The sequence below is a fragment of the Azospirillum sp. UFLA03-27 genome (genome assembly GCF_059803775.1).
The window spans coordinates 1-22,836 of the sequence record NZ_JAUQTX010000006.1 but is presented as its reverse complement, the minus strand read 5'-3'; the positions used below and the strand labels follow the sequence as shown (position 1 = coordinate 22,836).

The following is a 22,836-nucleotide window of genomic DNA, read 5'->3' as shown; positions in this document are numbered from 1 at the left end:
GAGCGGTCCGGAATCCTGTCTGGAGGTCCTCCCCGCCATGAACCGCAAGCCGCTGATCGGCGTTCCCGCCTGCACCCGCATGATGGGCGAGCATCCATTCCACGTCGTCGGCGACAAGTATGTGCGCGCGGTGTCGGACGGGGCCGGCGGCATGCCGCTGCTGATCCCGGCGCTGGGGACGGCGCTGGACATGGACGAGGTGGCCGGACGGCTCGACGGGCTGCTGGTCACCGGAAGCCCGTCGAACGTCGAGCCGCACCGCTACGGCGGGTCGCCCAGCGAGCCGGGCACCCTGCACGACCCGGAGCGCGACGACACCACCCTGCCGCTGATCCGCGCCGCGCTGGAGATGGGCGTCCCGCTGCTGGGCATCTGCCGCGGCTTCCAGGAGCTGAACGTGGCGCTGGGCGGCACGCTGCACCAGCGGGTGCACGAGGTGCCGGGCTACGCCAACCACCGCGAGGACAAGGAGGCGCCGCTGGCCGTGCAGTACGGGCCGTCGCACAGCGTGAGGCTGACCCCCGGTGGCGTGCTGGAAAGGCTGGCCGGCGGCGAGGCGGCGGTGACCGTCAACTCCCTGCACGGGCAGGGCGTCGACCGGCTGGCCGACGGGCTGATCGTGGAGGCGATGGCCGAGGACGGGCTGGTCGAGGCGGTGCGGGTGGCAGGGGCGCCGGCCTTCGCGCTGGCCGTGCAGTGGCACCCGGAATGGCGGTTCTGGGAGAACCCGCTGTCGGCGGCGATCCTGCGCGCCTTCGGAAGCGCCGCCGCCGACCGGGCGCGGCGGCGCCTTTCCTGAAAGATGGTTTCAGGACAATAGATTAGGTCAACAATCGGCGGGTGCCGCGTGCCCAAAACTTGGGCACGCCACTCTCAGCCCATCAGCTTCAGCCGGCCCGCGAGATGCGGCGGAGGAAGTCGATGAGCTGCGCCTGCTCCTCGGCCGAGAGATCCTTCACCATGGCCTTGTCATGGGCCTGGATGCGCGGAATCAGCTCGTCCAGCAGCTTCTCCCCTTCCGGGGACAAGCGGAGCGCGTAGGAGCGGCGGTCGTTGGGCGAGGGCGCCCGGATGACCAGGCCGCGCGACTCGAGCCGGTCGATGACCGCGACCATGGTCGAACGGTCGATGCCCACCGCCGAGCCCAGGTCGGACTGCGACAAGCCCTCGTTCTCCTTGATCATGATCAGGACGCCGAATTGCCCCGGCGTCATGTCGTGGGGCGCCACGGCGTTCTGGAAGCTCTGGAACACGGCCACCTGCGCCTTGCGCAGATTGTAGCCGACGAGCTCGGGCAGAGGGCCAAGGGCCATCTTTCCGGACTTGCTCGGACGCTGGCGGGTGCGCCGGTCCGAGGGGGTGGGGCGGTCGATGTCGGTCAACGTGAAAGCCGTCGTTTATTGACTAGTCTATTGGTCGTGTAAAATGCAGGCAGGTGCCGATTTTGTCAGCAAGAACCACACAATCCGCCTCGTATGCATAGCACCCATTCCCGTTACGCATTGGTTCCACCCGGAAGCGGCTCCACCTCTAGCCCTATGAAGTGATCGCGCTCCTGACCCCGGCCCCCCCGGAAACAGGCATGCCGGCGCGGTTGCCCGCCGACGGTTCATTCCCCTGCCGCAGACGGGTTCCGAAAACGGAGCTTCCGACGCCCGGTCCCCCCCAGGCCGGGCGTCTTCGCGCCAAAGCCCCGGCCCAACGGCTGGGGCTTTTTTCTGGTGCTCTTTCCGGTAGGGTGGTTGCCCAAACCGCACCCCTCCGAAAGAAAGGCGCGCCATGGCCTACGCCATTCCCCTGTGGCCCCAGCCCACCGTTCCGGTCGCCGGCGGCGATCCGTTCCCGGTCCGCCGCATCTACTGCGTCGGCCGCAACTACGCCGCCCACGCGCGCGAGATGGGCGCCGATCCGGACCGCGAGCCGCCGTTCTTCTTCATGAAGCCCGCCGACGCCATCGTCGCCGACGGCACCGCCATCCCCTACCCGCCCCGGACCGCCAACCTGCACCATGAGATCGAGCTGGTCGTGGCCATCGGCACCGGCGGGCGCGACATCCCGGTGGAGCGCGCGCTGGACCATGTCTACGGCTATGGCGTGGGGCTGGACATGACCCGCCGCGACCTGCAGAACGCGGCCAAGAAGGAAGGCAAGCCCTGGGACATGGGCAAGGGCTTCGACCAGTCCGCCCCCTGCGGCACTCTGCGTCGCGCCACCGACATCGGGCACCCCGACAAGGGGTCGGTGACGCTGTCGGTCAACGGAGAGCTGCGCCAGAAGGGCGATCTGGCCGACCTGATCTGGTCGGTGTCCGAAACGATTTCCTACCTGTCGGGTCTGGTCGAGTTGCAGCCGGGCGACCTGATCTACACCGGCACGCCGGAGGGCGTCGGCCCGGTGGTCGCGGGCGACCGGCTGGAAGGCGCGGTCGAAGGCGTCGGCTCCATCGCCGTCACCATCGCCTGACATCGGCAATACGGATCACCGGACGATGCGCATCGCCACCTGGAACATCAACTCCGTCCGCATGCGGATGGACCTGCTGCTGCGCCTCATCGACGAGGCGCAGCCGGACGTCATCTGCCTGCAGGAGACCAAGGTCGTCGACACCGACTTCCCGATGGCCCCGCTGGCCGGGAAGGGCTACGTCCACGCTCACATCCACGGGATGAAGAGCTACAACGGCGTCGCCATCCTGTCGAAGCTGCCCTTCGCGTCGCGCGACGTGCAGCACTGGTGCGGCAAGCAGGACTGCCGCCACGTCTTCGCCGAACTGCCCGGCGGGATCGAGCTGCACAGCGTCTACATCCCGGCGGGCGGGGACATTCCGGACCCGGAACAGAACGACAAGTTCGCCCACAAGCTTCAGTTCGTAGACGAAATGACCGAGTGGTGGACGACCCGGCGCAGCCCGGACCGCCGCATGGTCATGGTCGGCGACCTGAACATCGCGCCGCTGGAGAACGACGTCTGGAGCCACAAGGAGCTTCTGAAAATCGTCTCCCACACCCCGGTGGAGGTGGCGAAGCTGACGGCGATGCAGAAGTCCATCGGCTGGGTCGACGCGCTGCGCCATTTCGTTCCGCCCACGGAAAAGCTCTACACATGGTGGAGCTACCGCGCGAAGGACTGGGCGGCCTCCGACCGCGGCCGGCGGCTGGACCACATCTGGGTCACCCCGCCGCTGAAGGACGCGCTGACCGGCCACCGCGTCCTGCGCGAGGCCCGCGGCTGGGAGCCGAAGCCGTCCGACCATGTGCCGGTGATGGTCGATCTCGCCGTGTGATCTGGACTTATGATCCGCTGAGTCACCGCGCCGCCAGCGGCACGTTCATCGCCACGACCGACGGCGTCCCGTCCTCCGCCACCCGGAAACGGTGGGCGCAGCCGTCGGTCAGGCGGTGGGCGGGCTTGCCAACCATGTCCCAGCCGGTGGCCAGCGCGTAGAGCGCCCGCATCACCCCGTTGTGGGCCACCGCCCCGGTCGGCACGCCTCCGGCGCCCACCTCGGCCAGCCAGGGAATCAGCCGCGTCTGCACGTCGCGCGGGCTCTCCCCGCCCGGCGCCCGGAAGTCGAGGCCCATCCGCTCGCGGTCCGCGGTCAGGGCGCCGCTCGACCGCAGTTCCTCCAGCAGGCGGCCTTCCCACTCGCCCCAGCCCATCTCGACCAGACGCGGTTCCGGCACCGGGTCGAGGCCAAGCAGCCGGGCGGTCTCCCAGGCCCGCCGCTTCGGGCTGGCGACCCAGCGGTAGCCCAGAACGTCCGGCGGCAGCCTCCAAGTGGCGACTCGGGCGCGGCCCTCGTCGGACAGCGGCTCGTCGATGCCGCCCTGGAGACGGTGCGCGGCGTTCCAGGCGGTCGGCCCGTGGCGCAGGATGATGAGGTCGGTCATGGATTCCCTTTCCGCGCGGCGCGCCGGACGACGGTGTCCAAAACCTCCATCGCATTGCTCAGATCGTGCTCCGCAGCGGCGATGCGACGTGCGGCCTCGCCGAAACGGCGGCGTTTCCCCGGGTCGTCGAGCAGCACCCGGACGGCGGCGGCGAAGGCCTCCGCGTCGCCCACCGGCGGCAACAGGCCGGTCACCCCGTCGCTCACCACGTCCGGCACCCCCCCGGTCCGCCCCGCCACCACCGGCAGCCCGGCGGCCTGGGCCTCCAGCAGGGCCATGCCGTAGGCTTCGTTCACCGCCGGCCAGACCATCAGGTCAGCGGCGGCGTAGAGCGCGACGAGGTCCGAAGAGCCTTGCTGGCCGAGGATTAAGACTCCCTCCCCCGCCCAGCGGGGGAGGGTTGGGGTGGGGGTAAGTGCGCCTCCCCCGAACAGCGCCTCGATCCGGGAACGCGCGGGACCGTCGCCGGCGATCAGCAGATGCGGACTCGCCCCCACCCCGGCCCTCCCCCGCTGGGCGGGGGAGGGAGAGAGGGCTTCGGCCAGGATCTCGTAGGAGCGTTCCTTGTCGCCGCCGCGCATCATGCCGACGGCCAGCAGCCACGGAACGTCCGGGTTCAGGCCGTAACGCTCGGCCAGCTTCGCCCGGTGCCGGTCGCGCTCCGCAGCGGCGGCCGCGAAGGGGCGCGTGTCGAGGAAAGGCCGCAGCCGCACCAGCCGGTCCGGCGATTCGAGCAGCGGCAGCACCCCCTCCGCGTCGTGGCCGGCAAGGTTGACGACGGCGGCGGCTTGCCGGATCGCCGCCTCCGCGGCGCGGTGGCCGGCGGCGAAGGGGCCGGTGGCCCGCTTGGCCGCGAAGGACGCCTCCGCCACCACATAGGGGATGCCGAAACGGCGGCTGACCGCCGGGCCGATCCAGTCCGGCGCCTTGTGATACAGGTGATACGTGAACCAAAGATCTGGCGGGTCGTCCCGCCAGCGCGCCGTCAGGCGGTCGGCGCAGCGCGCCCCCAGCGCCGCCAGACGCTCCGCCCGGCCCGGACGGCGTCCGTCGTCCCAGCTGCGCAAGGTGCAGGCCAGCGTCACCCTGTGCCCGGCCGCCTCCAGCGCGGCCATCAGCAGCCGGGCCATGCGCCGGTCGCCCGAGGGCACCGGGTGGGTCGGGGATTTCAGCGGGGCATAAAAGGCGATGCGCATCGCGGCCCCGGTGTCATGGTGGAAAAAACGCTCAGAACGGGGTCGGTTCCCGCGCGCAGACGACCCGGTTCCGTCCGGCGGCCTTGGCGCGGTACAGCGCCTCGTCCGCGCTGGACAGCATGGCGTCCACGTCGCGCGTCCCGGCGGCGCAGCAGGCCACGCCGATCGACACGGTGAAACGCACGGTCTCGACTCCCGATGGGACCTTCAGTTCCGCCGTGCGGCGGCGGATGCGCTCCGCCACCATGCGCGCCCCGGCGATGTCGGTCTCCGGCAGCAGGATGGCGAACTCCTCGCCGCCGGTGCGGCCCAGCAGATCGTTCTCCCGCAGCAGGGCGCGGCAGGCGGCGGTGAAGGTCCGCAACGCCTCGTCCCCCACGGCGTGGCCGCGGCTGTCGTTGATGCTCTTGAAATGGTCCAGGTCGAGCATCAGCAGGGTGACCGGCCGGCCGTAGCGGCGGGCACGGGCCAGCTCCTGCTCCGCCGCTTCGACGAAATGGCGGCGGTTGGACACGCCGGTCAGCGAATCGGTGATCGAGAGCCGGCGCAGCCGCTCCTCCGACTCCTTCAGCGCCGTCACGTCGTTGATCAGCACGTAGATGACCGGCAAGCCGTCCCAGGGCAGGGGCGACATGCTGACCTGGACGCAGGTGCGCTGCCCGTCGGTGGACACCATCACCCCGTCCTGGCACCGCACCAGCTCCTGCTGGCGCAAGCAGCGCAGGAAGGCGTCCCGCTGGTCGTCGATGCCCGACTCCTCGACGAAATCCAGGAAATGGCGCCCGACCAGGGCGTCGCCGCTCTGGCCCAGGATGCGCGCCGCCTCCTGGTTGGCGAAGACGATGCCCATTTCCTGATGGATCAACAGCCCGGCGGGCAGCAGGTCGAGCATGTCGCCCAGCTTGCTGCGCGTCAGCGACAGCTCGTGGCTGGTGGCCACGGCATCGCTGTCGTCGTCGAAGTCGATGAAGGAAAGGACTTCCGGTTCGGGAAAGGCGGACAGAGTCGACATGACGTCGCAAAGGTGGAGCAAAGCCGCACTCTATCCCGTCATCAGCCGCCGTGCAATGCACAGCATCCCCCAAACGGCATAAAGGACGGTTGGCTATTTCCGGTTGTGAAACGATCGTGAAGCCGATCAATGCCTGAATCGCTGCCGAAGTCGCGGCGTACCCGCGCGGCACCCGCCGCCGCCAGCGCCGCGCGGCGGGCCGGGTCGCGAAGCAGCGACTCGAGCGCACCGGCCAGCGCGGCAGGGTTCTCGGGGGCCACCAGCGTGCCGGTGACCCCATCCTCGATCAGCTCGGCCACTGCGGCGGCGCGGGTGGACAGGCAGGCCAGCCCCTGGCTCTGCGCCTCCATCAGCACGTTGGGCAGCCCGTCACGGTCGCCGTCGCGCGCGGTGCGGCAGGGCAGGACGAACAGGTCGGCGCGGCGGTACTGGGCGATCACCGCGTCCTGGGCCTTCGCCCCCTGCCAGTCGATCCGCCCCTCCAGCCCCAGCGCCGCCGCCTGCGCCTTCAGCGCGGACAGCCGGTCGCCGCCGCCGATGTGGGTCCAGCGCCAGTGCAGCCCGGCGGGCAGGCGCGCCAGCGCGTCGAGCAGCAGGTCGAAGCCCTTCTTCTCCACCGCCCGCCCGACCGACAGCAGCCGCACCGGGTCGGCGGGGTCGGATCCGTCGCGCGCCGGGCGCGCGTCCGGCGGGGCGGGGAAGCGGCTGAAGTCCAGGCCGTGGTAGAGCAGGTCCACCCGCTCCGGCTCCGGCGCCAGTTCACACAGGCGGGCGAGGCCGAGCGCGGTGCAGGTGACGCCCCAGCGAGCCTCGGCCAGCTTGTCCCGCAGGTCCCAATCCGGCGAGGTCCAGATGTCCTTGGCGTGGGCGGAAAAGCTCCAGGGCAGGCCGGTCAGCAGCGCGGCGTAGCGCGCGACGCTGGCCGGGGTGTGCAGGAAATGGGTGTGCAGCCAAGTGACGTCCGCTGGCAGTTCCGCCGCCAGCACGCAGGCCTGGCCGAAGCGGCGCGCGCGGTTGCGGCTGGGGTCGCGCCGCAGGTCGGCCAGCCAGGCGGCCCGCGCCGCCGGCCAGCCGGGGCGCCGCCGCGCCGCGGCCAGCGCGCGCAGCACGCGGGCGGGCGCGTCGTGCAGATATTCGGGCAGATAGGTCACCGGGGCGGTGACGCGGCGGTTCAGTTCGTGCACCGCCTTGTCGGTCGGTTGACGCAGGCTGACGATCAGTTGACGCAACCCCCGCCGTTCCAGCCCCAGAATCTCCTGCGCGATGAAGGTTTCCGACAGGCGGGGCCAGCCCTTCACGATGACGGCAACGGTCACGCGGCGTCCCCGGCGGCCAGCTGGCGCTCCGAAACGCAGGGTTCGGAGGACGGTTCCGGCAGATAGCGGGCCGACAGGCGGTTGACGCTCTCCAACCCGCCGAGCAGGCCCGGCACCACGACCGAGGAGGGCGGCGCCTGCCAGGGCAGCCGGCGCAGCGCCGCCGCCATCGCCGCGGCGTCGCGCACCCCGTCGTCCATCAGGACGGAGACCAGACCCAGTTCCTGCGCGCGGGCGGCGCGGATGGTCTGCTCGCGCCGCGGCACCTCGCGCGGGACGATCAGCGCCTTCTTGTCGAAGGACAGGATCTCGCAGAAAGTGTTGTAGCCGCCCATGGCGACCACCCCCACCGCCCCCTGCATCAGCCGCTCGATCCGCGCCTCGAAAGCGGTGGCCTCGACGTTGGGCAGGGCTTCCGCCCGGGCCAGGAACTCGGCCTGGAGGTCCGGCTGCATGAAGGGGCCGAACACCAGCACGGCGCGGTAGGGGATGCCGGGATCGCTCTCGTAGGCGCGCAGCACCCAGTCGACCAGCGCCTCGCCGTCGCCGCCGCCGCCGGGGGTGACCAGGATGTAGGGTTCATCCGGCAGGCCGGGACCGTGCGGGACCGCCGGGGGCACGGTGCGGTGCAGGTAGCCGGTGTAGACCATCTTGTCGCGCACCGACTGCGGGACCTCGATCCCCTCCAGCGGGTCGCAGATCTGCGGCAGGCCGTAGGCCCAGATCTCGTCGTACAGGTTTTCCAGCGCCGGCAGGACCTTCTTGCGCTCCCACTCCGGGGCGAGCAGGGCCGGCTCGTCCATCACGTCGCGCAGGCCGAGCACCAGCGGCACGCCGCGGCCCTTCAAAAGCTCCAGCGTCTCCCGCACCTCGCCGCGCAGGCCGAGCGGTTCCTTGTCCACGATGAACAGGTCGGGCTGGTAGATCTCCGCCGTGTGGCGGATCAGCGAGGCCCGCATGGACAGGATCTCGTCGATGTCCAGATGCAGGTTCAGCGCCGTGTATTCGCCGTTGCGCAGCTTGATGACGCCGGGGATGCGCACGAAATCCACCCGCGTGCGGAAGTCGAAGCTGCCGACGATGGGCGAGCCGGACAGGATCAGCACGGACAGGTTGCTGTAGCGTTCCACCAGCGCATGGGCGATGGCCCGGCAGCGGCGCAGATGGCCGAGGCCGAACGTGTCATGGCTGTAGATGAGCACGCGGCCCGAGGTCGGACGTTCGCTCATGAAGTTCCTACCTCTCCCGATTGGCCTCTTGTGTCCGGCCGCGGCTTGGCCGATGAACGGGTGTGCGTCATGCCGCCGTCACAATGGCGGCAGACCGCGTGCAGGCAAACCATAGTCCCAGCGGCCAAGCGGCAGAGGGGGTAAGGTTTCTGCCTGCTCCCGGCACCGGCGTCCCCTTGCGTAGAATGGCGCTATGGAATCCAGCATTTTCCGATTCATCCTTCGGCACAGCGTCCGTCAGCAGATCGTGCTGACACTGATGACCCTGGCGTCCTTTCCCTTCCTCTACGCCTCGCTCGACCTTCCGAAGAGGATCGTCAACGAGGCGATCGCCGGGAAGAAGCTGCCGGAGTCCTTCCTAGGCTTCCATCTCGATCAGGTCAGCTATCTGTTCGTCCTATGCGGACTGTTCCTGACTTTGGTGCTGGTCAACGGCGCGTTCAAGTACGTCATCAACACCTACAAGGGCCGGCTGGGCGAGCGGATGCTGCGCCGCCTGCGCTACGAGCTGTACGTTCGCGTCCTGCGCTTCCCCCTGCCCCGCTTCCGCAAGATGTCGCCCGGGGAGATCATCCCCATGATCACGGCGGAGGTGGAGCCGCTGGGCGGCTTCATCGGGGACGCCATCGCCATCCCGGTGTTCCAGGGCGGCACCCTGCTGGTCTACATCGCCTTCATCTTCGTCCAGGACCCGGTTCTGGGGGCAGCGGCGGTGTCGCTGTACCCGTTCCAAGGCTGGCTCATCCCACGGCTGCAGCGCAAGGTCAATCAGCTTGGCAAACAGCGCGTACGTGCCATGCGCCAGATCGCCGACCGCATCGGCGAGACGGTGTCCGGCATCCAGGAGGTGCACACCCACAACACCGCGTCCTGGCATCTCGCCGATCTCAGTCACCGTCTGGGCGACGTGTACCGCATCCGTTTCGAGATTTACCAAAGAAAGTTTTTTGTCAAATTTCTGAACAATTTCATAAACCAGCTGACCCCGTTCTTCTTCTACTCGATCGGTGGTTATCTGGTGATCCATGGTCAGCTGTCCTTCGGCGCGCTGGTCGCGGTGCTGGCCGCCTACAAGGACTTGGCCGCTCCTTGGAAGGAGCTTCTCGACTGGTACCAGCAGAAGGAGGACAACCGAATCAAGTACGAGCAGGTGGTGGAGCAGTTCCACGTTCCCGACCTGCTGGCCGAACGCCTGCTGCGCGAGGAGGAGGACGTGCCGTTCAAGGGCAGCCTGTCCTTCCGCAACGTCGCGTTCGGGGAGGACGGCGGGTCGCCCATCCTGGAGGGGGTGACCTGCGACATCCCGCTGGACGGCCACACTGCGCTGATCGGCGTCGGCTCCGGGCGGGACGAGCTGGCGCAGCTCGCCGCGCGCGTGCTGCTGCCCTCGTCGGGCCAGATCCGGCTGGGCGAGCGCGACTATGCGGAGCTGCCCGAGAGCGTGACCGGGCGGCGCGCCGCCTATGTCGGCGCCACCCCCTACCTGTTCTCGGCCTCGCTCTACGACAACCTCGTCTACGGGCTGCGCCACCGGCCGCTGCGTGAGAACGGCGACGGTGAGGAAGCGGCGGAGCGGCGCAAGAGCCGGATGGCCGAGTCGGTGCTGTCCGGCAACGCCACCGACGACGTGGACGCCGACTGGATCGACTACGCCGCCGCCGGCTGCGACGGGCCGGAGGACCTGAAGGCCCGCATCCTGCGCGTGGTGACGATGGTCTCGCTTCAGGACGATGTGTACGGCATGGGCCTCAACCGCACCGTCGATCCGGAGCGGCGCCCCGACGTGGCCGCCCGCGTGCTGGAAGCGCGCGACGCCATGCGCGCCACGATGCTGAACAACCCGGACCTGGGGCGGCTGGTGGAGCGCTTCGACCCCGACCGCTACGCCGCGAACGCCACGCTGGCGGAGAATCTGCTGTTCGGCACGCCGGTCGGCCCGATCTTCCAGACCGACGCGCTGGCCTCCAACCCCTACATGCTGCATGTGCTGGACAAGGTGGGGCTGACCGACACTATCCTGGAGACCGGCCACAAGGTGGCGGAAACCATGGTCGAGCTGTTCGCCGGCCTGCCGCCCGGCCACGAGTTCTTCGAGCGCTTCTCCTTCATCGGCTTCGCCGAGCTGCCGGAGTATCAGGGCATCCTGGCGCGCACCGCGAAGGAGGGGCTGGGCGCGCTGCGGCCCGAGGAGCGGACTCGGCTGATGACCCTGCCCTTCAAGCTGATCGGCGCCCGCCACCGTCTGGGTCTGATGACCCCGGACCTGGAGAAGAAGCTCTTGCAGGCGCGGCACCTCTTCGCCAGCGACCTGCCGGCGGACCTGAAGCACGCCGTCGCCTTCTTCGACCCAAAGGCCTACAACGCCGCGGCCAGCATCCAGGACAACATCCTGTTCGGCAAGATGGTCTACGGGCAGGCGCAGGTGCAATCCAAGGTGGGCCGCATCGTGGCGGATCTGGTGGACCAGCTTCACCTGCGCGACACCATCGTCGAGGTCGGGCTGGACCATCCCGTGGGGGTCGCCGGGTCGCGCCTGTCCGCGGCGCAGCGCCAGAAGGCGGCGCTGGCCCGCGCCCTGCTGAAGCGGCCGGACCTGCTGGTGCTGAGCGAGGCGACCAGCGGCCTGGACACCAGCAGCCAGACCAAGGTGCATTCGGCCATCATGGGGGAACGCAAAGGATGTGGTCTTGTGTGGGTTCTGCACCGCGCCGGCTTGGCACGGGCGTTCGAGCGAGTCATTGTAATGAAGGACGGGCGAATCGCCGAACATGGGCGCTTCGACGAGTTGAACAGGCCCGGTACGTTGTTGCATGAATTGGTGTCCGCCGAATAAGGCCGGCGGCGTTGAGGAGGCAGACGGCATGAGCATCGCCGAAGAAGTCAATTGCCTGCGCAGGATTCCCCTGTTCGCCAACATCGACACTGCCAAGCTCAAGCTTCTCGCCTTCACCAGCGAACGGTTGAGCTTCCGGTCCGGCGACATCCTGTTCGAGCAGGACGAGATGGGCACCTGCGCCTACATCCTGCTGCGCGGGGAGGCGGAGGTGATCGTGACCGGCCCCGGCGGGCCGCTGGCCGTCGCGACGCTGGGGTCCAACGAGATCGTCGGCGAGATCGCCATCCTGTGCGACGTGCCGCGCACCGCCACCGTCCGTGCCAGCACCGACCTGGAAGCGCTGTGCGTGCCAAAGGACCATTTCCTTCAGATGATCGCCGACTTCCCGCAGATGGGGCTGGAGATCATGCGTTCCCTGGCCCACCGCCTGGAGCAGACGACGACGCGCCTGCGCGAGGTGCTGGCCGCCCGGGCGATCTGACAACTTATGCATGTTCTTTTCCACGTCCAGCATCTGCTGGGCATCGGCCACGACCGCCGCGCCGCGCTGATCACCCGGGGACTGGCCGAGGCGGGCGTCGCCGTCACCGTGCTGCGCGGCGGGCATCCGGTGCCGGGGATCGATTACGGCCCGGCGGCGGAGATCGTCCAGCTTCCCCCCGCCCGCGCCGCCGACAGCGGCTTCAAGACCCTGCTCGACGAGCACGACCGGCCCATCGACGACGCGTGGCGCGCCCGGCGCCGCGCCGCGGTTCTGGAAACCCATGAGCGGGTACGGCCCGACGCGCTGCTGATCGAATCCTTCCCCTTCGGGCGCCGCGCTTTCCGGTTCGAGCTTCTGCCGCTGCTGGAGGCCGCCAAGGCCGGCGGGGCGGTCACCGCCGCGTCGGTGCGCGACATCCTGGTGACCAAGGCCAAGCCGGAGCGGCTGGAGGAAACCGTTTCGACGGTGGAACGGCTGTTCGACCATGTGCTGGTCCATGGCGACCCGGAGCTGATCCCCTTCGCGGCGACCTTCCCAGCCGCCGCGCGGATCGCCGACCGCATCCGCTACACCGGTTACGTCGCGGCCTCGCAGGGCGGCGCTGCGACCGGCGCCGACGGCACCGGCGAGGTGATCGTGTCGGTGGGCGGCGGCGCGGTCGGCCTGCCGCTGCTGCGGGCGGCCCTGGCGGTGCGTGCGTCAACTCCCGCTGGACTTGACGCACCCTGGCGCCTGCTGGCCGGTCCGGACGTGCCGGAGGCGGATTTCCGCGCGCTCGCCGCCGCGGCACCGCCGGGCACCGTCGTGGAGCGGGCGCGGCCCGACTTCCCCGCCCTGCTCCGCCGCTGCCGCCTGTCGATCAGCCAGGCCGGCTACAACACCGCGCTCGACGTGCTCCAGGCCGGCTGCCGGGCGGTCGTCGTTCCCTTCGCCGCGGGCAGCGAGACGGAGCAGGCCACCCGTGCCCGCCTGCTGGAGGAGCGGGGCCGGCTGGCCGTGGTCGACGAAGCCACCCTGACCCCGGAAACCCTGGCCGCGGGCGTTGCCAGGGCGCTCGCCCTGCCCCCGGCGCCGGCCATCCCGCTGCGCCTGGACGGTGCCGCCGCCACCGCCCGGCTGCTGTTGGACGCGGTGGCCTACCGCCAAGGCAACAGTCGCTAAGCCAATCAAGACGCTTGGATTTTTCCGGTGCGGGGGCCATGCTGGGGCTGATCCCCTGCCTCGGCCCAGCCTTACGATGACCATGACCGCCCCTTCCGACAGCCCGCCGCGCGCCGGTTGGGACGCGTTGACCGCCGAGCTGGACGCCTGGGCCGCCGCCGGGCGCACCGCCACCCTCTGGTGGCGTGACGACGACGCCGTCGAGCCGACGCCAGCGCTCGACCGGATGGTCGCCCTGTCCGTCGAGACCGGGGCGCCGCTGGCCCTGGCCGTCATCCCCGCCGGGGTCACGGACGCCCTCGCCCCCGTTGTGGACGCGGCCCCCACCGTCACGGTGCTTCAGCATGGCTGGTCGCACACCAACCACGCCGCTCCCCCCGCGAAGAAGGCGGAACTTGGCGCGGACCGGCCCGCCGCCGCTGTGCTGGCGGAACTGGCCGAGGGGCGGAGCGTGCTGGACCGTCGGTTCGGGCCGCGCGCCCTGCCCGTTCTGGTGCCGCCCTGGAACCGCATCGCGCCCGGCGTGGCCGCGGGCCTGCCCGGTGCGGGCTTCGCCGGCCTGTCGGTGTTCGGGCCGAGACGTGTGTCAACCGTCAACATGATGTGTGTCAATACACACATCGATCCGGTGGCCTGGAAGGACGGCAAGCGCTTCCTGGGCGACGCGGAGTCGCTGGGCATGACGGTCGCCCATCTGCGCGCCCGGCGGCTGGGCGCGGTGGACGCGGCGGAGGCGACCGGCCTGCTGACGCATCATTTGGCGATGGACGGTGAAACCTGGGCCTTCACCGCGCGTTTCCTGACCGTGACCCGCCGCCACCCGGCGGCTCGTTGGCTGTCCGCTGATACCCTGTTCGCCACCCCATTCGCCGCAGAAGGACTTCGCTGAGACATGGCCGAGCTGCCCATGGCCAGACCCTCGACCGGAGAGACGCCGAGCGTCGCGGAGATGCGCTACCCCGCCGGGGCGCTCGCCGGCGACTACGCGCGGGCCGGGGCGGGGCTGGCGCTGACGGTGCTGCCGCTGGCCTTCCTGCCCGTCATCCCCTGGATCGCCGTGCCGCTGGCGGCCTGCGCGCTGCTGTTCGCGGTCTTCGCGGCGCGCACCCTGCAACGCCAGCTGACCCGCCTGACCATGGACGGCGAGGGCTTGCGGGCCGACGGGCCGCTGGGCGGCGCCATCCGCTGGGATGCGCTGTCCGGGCTGAAGCTGCGCTATTACGCGACCAGGCGGGGGCGCGACGACGGCTGGATGCAGGCGGCGCTGACCGGTGGCGGCAAGACCCTGCGCTTCGACAGCAACCTGGAGGGCTTCGACGCGGTGATCGAACAGGCCGCCCTCGCCGCCGGGCGCAACGGCGTGGCGCTGACCCCGGTGACGGTGGACAATCTGATCGCTCTCGGCATCGAGCCGCCGGAGGACCCCAACGAAAAGAGGCCGGCGCCATGAGCCGCACGCTGCTCCGGGTGGAGGACCTGAAGGTCGATTTCCAGGTGCCGGGCGGCGTGGTCCATGCGGTGCGCGGCGTGTCCTTCCGGGTGCGGGCGGGGTCCACCGTCGCCCTGGTCGGGGAATCCGGCTCGGGCAAGTCGGTGGCGGCGCAGTCGATCCTGCGCATCCTGCCCCGCAACGCCGCCATCGCAGGCGGGACAATCCTGTTCGACGACGGAATCGTCAGCGAGGGCCCAGTAAACAAGAGTGGTGGCCCTGTCGACATCGCCGGGCTGAAGGCCGACGGCACGGCGATGCGGGCGCTGCGCGGTGGCCGCATCTCGATCATCTTCCAGGAGCCGATGACCTCGCTGTCGCCCCTGCACACGGTGGGCGACCAGGTGGGCGAGGCGGTGCGGCTGCACCAGCGGGTGACCGCCCGGCAGGCCCGCGCGCAAGCCGAGGACATGCTGCGCCGGGTGCGTTTCCCCGACCCGAAGCGGGCGCTGGACACCTACCCGTTCGAGCTGTCGGGCGGCCTGCGCCAGCGCGCGATGATCGCCATGGCGCTGGTCTGCCGCCCTGCCCTGCTGATCGCCGACGAGCCGACGACCGCGCTGGACGTCACCATCCAGGCGCAGATCCTGAAGCTGATCAAGGACCTCCAGGCCGATCTCGGGATGGCCGTGCTGCTCATCACCCACGATCTGGGGGTGGTCGCCAACCTCGCTGACGAGGTGGTGGTGATGCACCGCGGGCGGATCATGGAATCCGGCACGCGCGAGGACATCTTCGCCGATCCCCGCCACCCCTATCTGAAGGCGCTGCTGCGCGCCGTTCCGCGCTTCCACATGGCGCCGGGGGAACGGCTGGTGCCGATCCGCTCGATTACGTCGCAGGGCGGCAGCCTGCTGGAGAAGGACCACCAGCCCTGGCCGCCCGGCGCCGACGCGGCGGGGCCGCTGCTGGCGGTCGAGGGGGTGCGCAAGCGCTACGGCGCGCGCAAGGCCGGCTGGTTCGGCGCCAAGGCCGGGGCCGGCACGCTGGCGGTGGACGATGTCAGCTTCGCCATCGCGCGCGGCGAATGCGTCGGGCTGGTCGGCGAGTCGGGCTGCGGCAAGACCACCCTGTCGAAGATCCTGATGCGCGCCCTGACTCCAGACGCCGGCGGAGTGCGCTTCAACGACCATGGCCGGATCGTCGACGTGCTGGGGCTGGAGGGCGCCGCGCTGACCGCCTTCCGCCGCAAGGTGCAGTTCGTCTTCCAGGACCCCTTCGGTTCCCTGAACCCGCGGATGACCGTCTTCGACATCATTGAAGAACCGCTGGTCATCCACGGCATCGGCGACGAGGCGGAGCGCGCCGCGCGGGTCAAGGAGCTGATGGGGCTGGTCGGGCTGGACGCGCGGCATCTGCGTCGCTACCCGCACAGCTTCTCCGGCGGCCAGCGCCAGCGCATCGGCATCGCCCGCGCGCTGGCCCTGCGGCCCGAACTTCTGCTGCTCGACGAGCCGGTGTCGGCGCTCGACGTGTCGATCCAGGCGCAGGTTCTCAATCTGCTGAAGGACCTGAAGGAACGGCTCGGCCTGACCTACCTGTTCGTCAGCCACAATCTGGCCGTGGTGGACTACATGGCCGACCGCATCCTGGTGATGTGCCGCGGCCGCATCGTCGAGTCGGCGCCGCGCGAGGCGCTGTTCCGCAACCCGGTCCACCCCTACACCCGCGCCCTGCTGGCCGCCGTGCCGGAACCGGACCCCAGCCGCCCGCTGTCGCTGACTGACCTGGAGGAAGGCCGCGCCTCCGACCCCGCGCGCTGGCCGGCCCCCTTCACCATCGACGAGGACCACCAGCCCCATCTGGTCGATCTCGGCGGCGGCCATTGCGTGCGCGCCGACGCCGCCATCCGCGTGCGGGAGGTGGCGTGATGAGGCTGGCCCGCCCCGCCCTGCTGCTGCTTGCCTTCCTCGGACTCAGCGCCTTCGACGCGGTCGAGACGCCGATGCTGGAGAACGCGGTCGGCGCCGGATCGCTGCCGCCGGTGGAGAAGCGGCTGCCGCTCACCCCCCTGGTCGAGCCGATGGACCGGCCCTGGCAATCGCCGGGGCGCCACGGCGGCGACCTGCGCCTGCTGATGGCGCGGACCAAGGACACGCGGCTGATCTACGTCTACAGCTACGCCCGGCTGGTCGCGCTGACCCCGAGCCTGCGCATCGTCCCCGACATCCTGGAGCGGGTGGATGTGGAGGAAGGGCGGATCTTCACCTTCACGCTGCGCCGCGGCCACCGCTGGTCGGACGGCCATCCCTTCACGGCGGAGGACTTCCGCTACTGGTGGGAGGACATGGCCAACAACCCCAAGCGCTCCCCCGGCGGGCCGCCGCCGGAGATGATGGTGGCCGGGGAGGCGCCCAAGTTCGAGGTGCTGGACGCCGCGGCGGTGCGCTACACGTGGACCCGCCCCAACCCCTTCTTCCTGCCGATGCTGGCCGGGGCCAAGCCGGTGGAGATCTACGCCCCGGCCCATTACCTGCGGCGCTTCCACCCCCGCTTCACCGAGCCGCTGGAGCTGAAGCAGCGCGTGGAGGCGGAGCGGCAGAAAAGCTGGCAGCAGCTTCACAACCGCAAGGACAATCTGACCGAGTTCGACAACCCGGACCTGCCCACCCTGCAGCCCTGGGTTCCGACAACCGCTCCGCCCGCGGAACGTTTCATTTTCGTAAGAAACCCCTATTTCCATCGGGTGGACCCGGCGGGGCGGCAGTTGCCCTACATCGACCGGGTCATCATGACGGTGGCCGACGCCAAGATCATCCCGGCCAAGACGGGGGCGGGCGAGAGCGACCTCCAGGCACGCTACCTGCGGTTCGACAACTACACCTTCCTGAAGCAGGGGGCGAAGCGCAACGACCAACGGGTCACGCTGTGGCGCACCGGCATCGGGGCGCAGGTGGCGCTGTTCCCCAACCTGAACTGCAACGACCCGGTGTGGCGCGCGCTGAACCGCGACGTGCGCTACCGCCGCGCCCTGTCGCTGGCCATCGACCGCGAAGAGATGAACCAGGTCATCTATTACGGCCTCGCCATCCCGTCCAACAACACGCTCTTGGAGGTCTCGCCCCTGTGGGTGCCGGCCTACCGCGACCGCTGGGCGCAGTTCGACGTCCGGCAGGCCAACCGGCTGCTCGACGAAATCGGCCTGACCAAGCGCGACGTCAACGGCGTCCGCCTGCTGCCCGACGGCCGCCCGCTGGAGATCGTCGTGGAGACGGCCGGGGAAAGCACGGAGGAGACCGACGCGCTGGAGTTGATCGCCGACGGCTGGCGGCGCGTCGGGGCGCGGCTCTACATCCGCTCCTCGCAGCTCGACGTCTTCCGCAACCGCATCTTCGCCGGCGACACCTGCATGTCCATCTCGCGCGGGCTGGACAACGCCATCGCCACCGCGGACATGAGCCCTGGCGAGCTGGTGCCGGTCGATCAGGCCAAGTACCAGTGGCCGAAATGGGGCCAGTTCTTCCAGACCATGGGCAAGGACGGCGAGCGCCCCGACATGCCCGAGGCGCGCGACCTTCTGGAGGCCTTCCGCGCTTGGCGCGATGCCCCGGACGAGGCAGGGCGGGCGGCGGCCTGGACGCGCATCCTGACGCTCAACGCCGATCAGGTCTTCACCATCGGCACGGTGGCCGGTGTGCCGCAGCCGGTGGTGGCGCGTCGCACCCTGCGCAACGTGCCGGAGGAGGGTCTGTTCAACTACGACCCCGGCGCGCATTTCGGGCTGTACCGTCCCGACGGCTTCTGGTTCGACGGAAAGGGGTGAGGCCATGCTGGGCTACGTGATCCGCCGCATCCTCATCATGATCCCGACGCTGCTGGCGATCAGCGTCATCACCTTCGTCATCATCCAGCTTCCCCCCGGCGACTATCTGACGACGTTGGTCAACGAGATGCAGAGCCGGGGCGAGAGCATAGACCAGGGACGGCTGGCCATGCTGCGCGAGACCTACGGGCTCGACCGGCCCATGTATGAGCAGTACGCGCTGTGGCTGGCCGGCATGCTGCGCGGCGACTTCGGCTATTCCTTCGAATACAACCTGCCGGTATCGGACGTGGTGGGCGACCGGCTGTCGCTGACCGCCATCGTGTCCTTCGCGACCATCCTGTTCATCTGGGTGGTGTCCTTCCCCATCGGCATCTATTCGGCGACGCGGCAGTACAGCTTGGGCGACTACGTCCTGACCTTCCTGGGCTTCCTGGGTCTCGCGACGCCCAGCTTCCTGCTGGCGCTGGTCATGCTGTACTTCGCCAACGTGTGGTTCGGCACCTCCATCGGCGGGCTGATGGACCCGCGCTACATCGGCCAGCCCTGGAGCTGGGGCAAGGCGATGAGCGTGTTCGAGCACATGTGGATTCCGGTGATCGTCATCGGCACCGCCGGCACCGCCGCGATGATCCGCCGCCTGCGCGCCAACCTGCTGGACGAGCTGCACAAGCCCTACGTCGTCACCGCCCGGGCCAAGGGCCTGCCGCCGGGGCGGGCGCTGGTGAAATACCCGCTGCGGGTCGCGCTGAACCCCTTCGTGTCGGACATCGGCAACCTGCTGCCGCAGGTCGTCTCCGGCGCCGCCATCGTGTCGGTGGTGATGTCGCTGCCGACGACGGGGCCGATGCTGCTCCAGGCGCTGCGCAGCCAGGACATGTATCTGGCCGGGTCCTTCCTGATGTTCCTGGCGGTGCTGACGGTGATCGGCGTCTTCCTGTCCGATCTGGCGCTGGCCGCGCTCGACCCGCGCATCCGCCTGAGCGGGGGAGCCAGCCGATGAGCGCGCTTCCGACCCAGACGCCCCTGCCCCACACCGTCGACACCGCCCCCTGGGACCCCGACGAGGTCGAGCGGCTGTCGCCCGAGCAGGAGCGCTTCACCACCGCCTCGCAATGGCGGATGGTCTGGTGGAAGCTGCGGCGGCACAAGCTGGCGGTGGCGTCGGGCATCGTGCTGCTGCTGCTCTACGCCTCGACCCTGGTCAGCGAGGTCCTGGCGCCCTACGCGGTGGACAGCCGCAATTCCCACTTCATCCACGCCCCGCCGCAGACCGTGCACCTGTTCCACGAGGGGCAGTTCGTCGGCCCCTTCGTCTACGGCTACACCTACCGCCTGGACATGGAGATCCTGAAACGGGACTACACGCCCGACCCCACGAAGGTGCAGCCGATCCGCTTCTTCTGCCGCGGCGACCGCTACGAGTTCTGGGGGCTGGTGGAGAGCGACTGGCACCTCGCCTGCCCGGCCGACGGCGGGACGCTGTTCCTGATGGGCACCGACCGGCTGGGGCGGGACCTGCTGTCGCGGATGATCTACGGGACGCGCATCTCGCTGACCATCGGGCTGATCGGCGTCGCGGTCAGCTTCGTGCTGGGCATCGTGATCGGCGGCATCGCCGGCTATTACGGCGGCTGGGTGGACAACCTGATCCAGCGGCTGATCGAGATCATCCGCTCCTTCCCCGAGCTGCCGCTGTGGATGGCCCTGTCCGCCGCCTTGCCCGTCACCTGGAACCCGATCTTCATCTATTTCGGGATCACGGTGATCCTGGGCCTTCTGGAATGGACGGGCCTCGCCCGCGCCGTGCGGTCCAAGCTGCTGGCCCTGCGCGAGGAGGACTTCACCACCGCCGCCCAGCTCATGGGGGCCAGCCCGGCACGCATCATCGGGCGGCACCTGCTGCCCAGCTTCATGAGCCACCTGATCGCCTCGGCGACGTTGGCGATTCCGGGCATGATCCTGGGCGAGACGGCGCTGAGCTTCCTCGGCCTCGGCCTGCGCCCGCCGATCACCAGCTGGGGGGTGCTGCTGACCGAGGCGCAGAACATCAACGTGGTGGCGCTGTACCCCTGGCTGATGTTGCCGGTGCTGCCGGTAATCGTGACCGTGCTGAGCTTCAACTTCCTCGGCGACGGACTGCGGGACGCCGCGGACCCGTATCGGTAAAGCTCAGGGCTTCTTCTTTGCCGCAGGCTCCGGCTGCTCCTTGAGGGAGGCCAGCACCATGCGGACACGGGCGAGGTCGGCGTCACCGCCCTTCGCGGGGGTGGAGGCGGGCGCGGCCTTGGCCGGAGTACGCTTCGGCGGGGTGGGCTCCGCCGCCGCGACCTGCGTCCGCGGGACGGTGGGAGCGGGCTTGGCGGCGGCCGCCTTGCCCGACGCGGCCTTCGCCGGGGTCGCCCTGGCCTCCAGGATGCGGGGATCGGCGCCCTTCGGGCTCCAGGTGCGGACCGGGCCGGTGTCCACATGGACGTGGCCGGTGTGGGGGTAGAGCGCGTAGCCGCCGCGCTGCAGGGCCGCGGCCTCGTCGGCGAGGCGGCGGGGCGGGACGCCGGGGATGGAGATGTCGGCGGCCTGCCCGCGCAGGTGATAGCTGTTCTCCGCCACATTCGGGTTGCTGCGGGCCAGCGTGACGTTGGTCAGCGGCGAGCGGTAGCCCGAGGTGATGTGGACCGGCGTGTCGGCGTCGGCGCCGCAGCGGTCCCGCAGGTCGGCCAGAAGCTCCACCAGGGTGGGATCGACGGGCACCGTCTCGCCGGTGCGGCGGTCGCGGAACAGGCTGGCGATGCGGTCCAGAGCTTGAGGATCATAGCCGTCGGCGTGGCGGTAGGTGACGCTGACCGTCTCGCCGCTGGCGGGATGGTGCAGGACGATCGAACGGGGGCCGCCCTCGAACGAGGCCTGGGAACCCGGAGTGGAGGCGCAGCCGGCGAGCGTTCCGCCGGCGAGCAGGCCCAGCAACGATAAGCGCAGAAGATGCCGCATGCGTCTCCCCAGAGTTCTCTCTGCGGTTGCAGGCGGCTTTCATACCATAATTGTCACACGATCCGGCAGTGACAACGGGCCACGGGACGCGAACGGAGGCTTGGCCGTGTCCTTGGCGCATCACTGTCCAAGGGGATAGTTGTCGATCAGAGGGGAAGCGCCATGCCTTCGCGGGCAACCAGCGTGCCGGGGCGCCGGGCTTCGGCGGCGGTGGCGATGACGTCCAGGTCGGCATCGCTGCGCCGGGGGTCGTGATGGAAGATGACCGCGCGCTTCACATCGGCCTCGTCGGCGATGCGCAGGCACTCCTCCCAGGTCGAATGGCCCCAGCCGATGCGGGCGGCGTATTCGTCGTCGGTGTAGGTGCAGTCGTAGATCAGCAGGTCGCTGCCGCGCACCAGCTCCATCACGGCGGGGTCGCGGCCCTCGGCGGGATGCTCGGTGTCGGTGACGTAGCACAGGCTGCGCCCGGCGAACTCCACGCGGTAACCGGTGGCCCCGTCCGGGTGGTTCAGCGCGGCGGTGCGCACGGTGACTCCCGGTTTCACCGCCAGCGTCTCGCCGCTGACGAAATCATGGAAGGTGCAGTCGGCCCGGAAGATCTCCACCGGTACCGGGAACAGCGGTGCCGACATCATGCATTCCAGGACGGAGCGCATCGTCCGCTCCCGCTCCAGATGACCGGCCCTGATCCGCACGCGGCTCGCCGCGTCGAAGGCCGGCGCGAAGAAGGGCAGGCCGCAGATGTGGTCGAGGTGGCTGTGGGTCAGCAGCAGATCGACGTCCACCGGCTCCCCCTGGCGCATCAGCGTTTCGCCCAGCGGGCGCAAGCCGGTGCCGGCGTCGAGGACCAGGAGAGCGTCCCCGCAGCGCAGCTCGACGCAGGGGGTGTTGCCGCCGTAGCGGACCGTGTCCGGCCCTGGGGAGGCGATGCTGCCGCGCACGCCCCAGAAGCGAACGGTGAAGTCCGGCGGGGTGTCAGGCGCACCGGAACAGGCGTCGGAAACGGTTCGTGCCGTCATGGTACCGACAATTTGGCGGTAGGACCCTCGCGAGTCGAGTGAAAAGGTTGTTTCACGAAACGACCCTCCGGCGCGTCCATAAGCCGGTCCGCCTCGATGGAAGGAGGGACGGCGCGAGACGGGGGTAGGAGGAAAAGGCGTGCCGCACCGCCGAGATGTGGAGATGCCCAATCCAATAAGATGTGGTAGTTTGCGCCCGTTCGCCCATCGACGCGAAAAATCGCCTCCGGACCCCGACCCCTCGGATGGACCCAGACAAACTCGCCAAAGTCCTTGCCATGGCCGAGTCGGAGCATCAGGGCGAGGCCCAGTCCGCTCTGCGCGCCGCGCGAATCATGCTGTCGAGGGCCGGCCTGTCGTTCCGCGATCTCGCCCGCGGCGCCCGTCCGGTCTCCACCGCCCCGCAACCGCTGTCTCTTATACACATCTGACGCTGCCGACGATTATACG

Annotated in this window: 21 protein-coding genes; 13 read left to right on the top strand and 8 right to left on the bottom strand. The window is 69.8% G+C overall.

The annotated features are described in order from the left end of the window. Window positions 1–37: 37 nt before the first annotated feature. A complete protein-coding gene (locus Q4I23_RS01895; protein WP_498525120.1) occupies window positions 38–799 on the top strand; it encodes a gamma-glutamyl-gamma-aminobutyrate hydrolase family protein in 762 nt (253 codons plus the stop codon). An 88-nt stretch (window positions 800–887) separates the two neighbouring features. Here Q4I23_RS01895 and Q4I23_RS01890 read toward each other — a convergent pair whose 3' ends face one another. Further along, window positions 888–1,382: a MarR family winged helix-turn-helix transcriptional regulator gene (locus Q4I23_RS01890; protein ID WP_145676155.1), complete on the bottom strand. Its 495-nt coding sequence runs from the start codon at window positions 1,380–1,382 to the stop codon at window positions 888–890. A 397-nt stretch (window positions 1,383–1,779) separates the two neighbouring features. Between Q4I23_RS01890 and Q4I23_RS01885 the strand changes: the two genes are divergently transcribed. Beyond that, window positions 1,780–2,463 carry a fumarylacetoacetate hydrolase family protein gene (locus Q4I23_RS01885; protein WP_454020307.1) on the top strand — a complete coding sequence of 228 codons (684 nt, stop codon included), beginning with the start codon at window positions 1,780–1,782 and terminating at the stop codon, window positions 2,461–2,463. Between the two features lie 25 nt (window positions 2,464–2,488). After that, window positions 2,489–3,283 (top strand): exodeoxyribonuclease III, encoded by a 795-nt coding sequence (gene xth, locus Q4I23_RS01880; RefSeq protein ID WP_498525119.1) that lies wholly within the window; start codon window positions 2,489–2,491, stop codon window positions 3,281–3,283. 22 nt (window positions 3,284–3,305) lie between these two features. Here xth and Q4I23_RS01875 read toward each other — a convergent pair whose 3' ends face one another. From Q4I23_RS01875 to Q4I23_RS01855, 5 genes are read right to left on the bottom strand one after another with little or no spacing between them, the layout of a single operon-like run. Next, the gene (locus tag Q4I23_RS01875) at window positions 3,306–3,890 is read right to left on the bottom strand and encodes a histidine phosphatase family protein (protein ID WP_498525118.1); all 585 of its coding nucleotides are present in this window, start codon (window positions 3,888–3,890) and stop codon (window positions 3,306–3,308) included. Beyond that, window positions 3,887–5,086 (bottom strand): glycosyltransferase family 4 protein, encoded by a 1,200-nt coding sequence (locus Q4I23_RS01870; RefSeq protein ID WP_498525117.1) that lies wholly within the window; start codon window positions 5,084–5,086, stop codon window positions 3,887–3,889. Before Q4I23_RS01870 ends, Q4I23_RS01875 begins: the two co-directional genes overlap by 4 nt. Window positions 5,087–5,117: 31 nt before the next feature. Then, complete coding sequence (locus Q4I23_RS01865; protein ID WP_498525116.1) at window positions 5,118–6,098, bottom strand: sensor domain-containing diguanylate cyclase; 981 nt, start codon at window positions 6,096–6,098, stop codon at window positions 5,118–5,120. A gap of 41 nt (window positions 6,099–6,139) precedes the next feature. After that, entirely contained in the window at window positions 6,140–7,414 is a 1,275-nt protein-coding gene (locus Q4I23_RS01860) for a glycosyltransferase (protein ID WP_498525115.1), read from the bottom strand. Continuing rightward, window positions 7,411–8,643 carry a glycosyltransferase family protein gene (locus Q4I23_RS01855; protein WP_498525114.1) on the bottom strand — a complete coding sequence of 411 codons (1,233 nt, stop codon included), beginning with the start codon at window positions 8,641–8,643 and terminating at the stop codon, window positions 7,411–7,413. The genes Q4I23_RS01860 and Q4I23_RS01855 overlap by 4 nt, the downstream gene beginning before the upstream one ends. 193 nt (window positions 8,644–8,836) lie before the next feature. On the opposite strand from Q4I23_RS01855, the gene Q4I23_RS01850 reads away from it, so the two are divergent. From Q4I23_RS01850 to Q4I23_RS01810, 9 genes are all read left to right on the top strand, one after another. Further along, the gene (locus Q4I23_RS01850; RefSeq protein ID WP_498525113.1) at window positions 8,837–11,476 is read left to right on the top strand and encodes an ABC transporter transmembrane domain-containing protein; all 2,640 of its coding nucleotides are present in this window, start codon (window positions 8,837–8,839) and stop codon (window positions 11,474–11,476) included. A 28-nt stretch (window positions 11,477–11,504) separates the two neighbouring features. Continuing rightward, the gene (locus Q4I23_RS01845; protein ID WP_454020301.1) at window positions 11,505–11,960 is read left to right on the top strand and encodes a cyclic nucleotide-binding domain-containing protein; all 456 of its coding nucleotides are present in this window, start codon (window positions 11,505–11,507) and stop codon (window positions 11,958–11,960) included. A gap of 6 nt (window positions 11,961–11,966) precedes the next feature. Beyond that, window positions 11,967–13,124: a glycosyltransferase family protein gene (locus Q4I23_RS01840; RefSeq protein WP_498525112.1), complete on the top strand. Its 1,158-nt coding sequence runs from the start codon at window positions 11,967–11,969 to the stop codon at window positions 13,122–13,124. An 82-nt stretch (window positions 13,125–13,206) separates the two neighbouring features. Next, window positions 13,207–14,013 (top strand): polysaccharide deacetylase family protein, encoded by an 807-nt coding sequence (locus tag Q4I23_RS01835; protein ID WP_498525111.1) that lies wholly within the window; start codon window positions 13,207–13,209, stop codon window positions 14,011–14,013. A gap of 3 nt (window positions 14,014–14,016) precedes the next feature. Then, entirely contained in the window at window positions 14,017–14,574 is a 558-nt protein-coding gene (locus Q4I23_RS01830; protein ID WP_454020298.1) for a hypothetical protein, read from the top strand. Next, window positions 14,571–16,484, top strand: a complete 1,914-nt coding sequence (locus tag Q4I23_RS01825; protein ID WP_498525110.1) for an ABC transporter ATP-binding protein — start codon at window positions 14,571–14,573, stop codon at window positions 16,482–16,484. The genes Q4I23_RS01830 and Q4I23_RS01825 overlap by 4 nt, the downstream gene beginning before the upstream one ends. Next, window positions 16,484–18,376 (top strand): ABC transporter substrate-binding protein, encoded by a 1,893-nt coding sequence (locus Q4I23_RS01820; RefSeq protein WP_498525109.1) that lies wholly within the window; start codon window positions 16,484–16,486, stop codon window positions 18,374–18,376. Before Q4I23_RS01825 ends, Q4I23_RS01820 begins: the two co-directional genes overlap by 1 nt. Before the next feature lie 4 nt (window positions 18,377–18,380). Continuing rightward, on the top strand, window positions 18,381–19,379 hold the full coding sequence (locus tag Q4I23_RS01815) for an ABC transporter permease (protein ID WP_498525108.1): 999 nt from the start codon (window positions 18,381–18,383) through the stop codon (window positions 19,377–19,379). Continuing rightward, window positions 19,376–20,545: an ABC transporter permease gene (locus Q4I23_RS01810; protein WP_498525107.1), complete on the top strand. Its 1,170-nt coding sequence runs from the start codon at window positions 19,376–19,378 to the stop codon at window positions 20,543–20,545. The genes Q4I23_RS01815 and Q4I23_RS01810 overlap by 4 nt, the downstream gene beginning before the upstream one ends. Window positions 20,546–20,548: 3 nt before the next feature. Here Q4I23_RS01810 and Q4I23_RS01805 read toward each other — a convergent pair whose 3' ends face one another. Together Q4I23_RS01805 and Q4I23_RS01800 are read right to left on the bottom strand one after the other, a co-directional pair. After that, a complete protein-coding gene (locus Q4I23_RS01805) occupies window positions 20,549–21,364 on the bottom strand; it encodes a YcbK family protein (protein ID WP_498525106.1) in 816 nt (271 codons plus the stop codon). A gap of 146 nt (window positions 21,365–21,510) precedes the next feature. Next, the gene (locus Q4I23_RS01800; RefSeq protein WP_498525105.1) at window positions 21,511–22,386 is read right to left on the bottom strand and encodes an MBL fold metallo-hydrolase; all 876 of its coding nucleotides are present in this window, start codon (window positions 22,384–22,386) and stop codon (window positions 21,511–21,513) included. 245 nt (window positions 22,387–22,631) lie between these two features. On the opposite strand from Q4I23_RS01800, the gene Q4I23_RS01795 reads away from it, so the two are divergent. Continuing rightward, window positions 22,632–22,817, top strand: a complete 186-nt coding sequence (locus Q4I23_RS01795; protein WP_498525104.1) for a hypothetical protein — start codon at window positions 22,632–22,634, stop codon at window positions 22,815–22,817. Window positions 22,818–22,836 lie beyond the last annotated feature (19 nt).

Excerpts from the sequence above, each read along its gene's own strand:
- Q4I23_RS01865 (WP_498525116.1), bottom strand. The coding sequence starts at position 6,098 with ATGTCGACTCTGTCCGCCTTTCCCGAACCGGAAGTCCTTTCCTTCATC.
- Q4I23_RS01830 (WP_454020298.1), top strand. The coding sequence starts at position 14,017 with ATGGCCGAGCTGCCCATGGCCAGACCCTCGACCGGAGAGACGCCGAGC.
- Q4I23_RS01820 (WP_498525109.1), top strand. The coding sequence starts at position 16,484 with ATGAGGCTGGCCCGCCCCGCCCTGCTGCTGCTTGCCTTCCTCGGACTC.
- Q4I23_RS01815 (WP_498525108.1), top strand. The coding sequence starts at position 18,381 with ATGCTGGGCTACGTGATCCGCCGCATCCTCATCATGATCCCGACGCTG.
- Q4I23_RS01825 (WP_498525110.1), top strand. The coding sequence starts at position 14,571 with ATGAGCCGCACGCTGCTCCGGGTGGAGGACCTGAAGGTCGATTTCCAG.
- Q4I23_RS01795 (WP_498525104.1), top strand. The coding sequence starts at position 22,632 with ATGGACCCAGACAAACTCGCCAAAGTCCTTGCCATGGCCGAGTCGGAG.
- Q4I23_RS01845 (WP_454020301.1), top strand. The coding sequence starts at position 11,505 with ATGAGCATCGCCGAAGAAGTCAATTGCCTGCGCAGGATTCCCCTGTTC.
- Q4I23_RS01855 (WP_498525114.1), bottom strand. The coding sequence starts at position 8,643 with ATGAGCGAACGTCCGACCTCGGGCCGCGTGCTCATCTACAGCCATGAC.
- Q4I23_RS01805 (WP_498525106.1), bottom strand. The coding sequence starts at position 21,364 with ATGCGGCATCTTCTGCGCTTATCGTTGCTGGGCCTGCTCGCCGGCGGA.
- Q4I23_RS01870 (WP_498525117.1), bottom strand. The coding sequence starts at position 5,086 with ATGCGCATCGCCTTTTATGCCCCGCTGAAATCCCCGACCCACCCGGTG.
- Q4I23_RS01895 (WP_498525120.1), top strand. The coding sequence starts at position 38 with ATGAACCGCAAGCCGCTGATCGGCGTTCCCGCCTGCACCCGCATGATG.
- Q4I23_RS01850 (WP_498525113.1), top strand. The coding sequence starts at position 8,837 with ATGGAATCCAGCATTTTCCGATTCATCCTTCGGCACAGCGTCCGTCAG.
- Q4I23_RS01840 (WP_498525112.1), top strand. The coding sequence starts at position 11,967 with ATGCATGTTCTTTTCCACGTCCAGCATCTGCTGGGCATCGGCCACGAC.
- Q4I23_RS01810 (WP_498525107.1), top strand. The coding sequence starts at position 19,376 with ATGAGCGCGCTTCCGACCCAGACGCCCCTGCCCCACACCGTCGACACC.
- Q4I23_RS01835 (WP_498525111.1), top strand. The coding sequence starts at position 13,207 with ATGACCGCCCCTTCCGACAGCCCGCCGCGCGCCGGTTGGGACGCGTTG.
- Q4I23_RS01800 (WP_498525105.1), bottom strand. The coding sequence starts at position 22,386 with ATGACGGCACGAACCGTTTCCGACGCCTGTTCCGGTGCGCCTGACACC.
- xth (WP_498525119.1), top strand. The coding sequence starts at position 2,489 with ATGCGCATCGCCACCTGGAACATCAACTCCGTCCGCATGCGGATGGAC.
- Q4I23_RS01875 (WP_498525118.1), bottom strand. The coding sequence starts at position 3,890 with ATGACCGACCTCATCATCCTGCGCCACGGGCCGACCGCCTGGAACGCC.
- Q4I23_RS01885 (WP_454020307.1), top strand. The coding sequence starts at position 1,780 with ATGGCCTACGCCATTCCCCTGTGGCCCCAGCCCACCGTTCCGGTCGCC.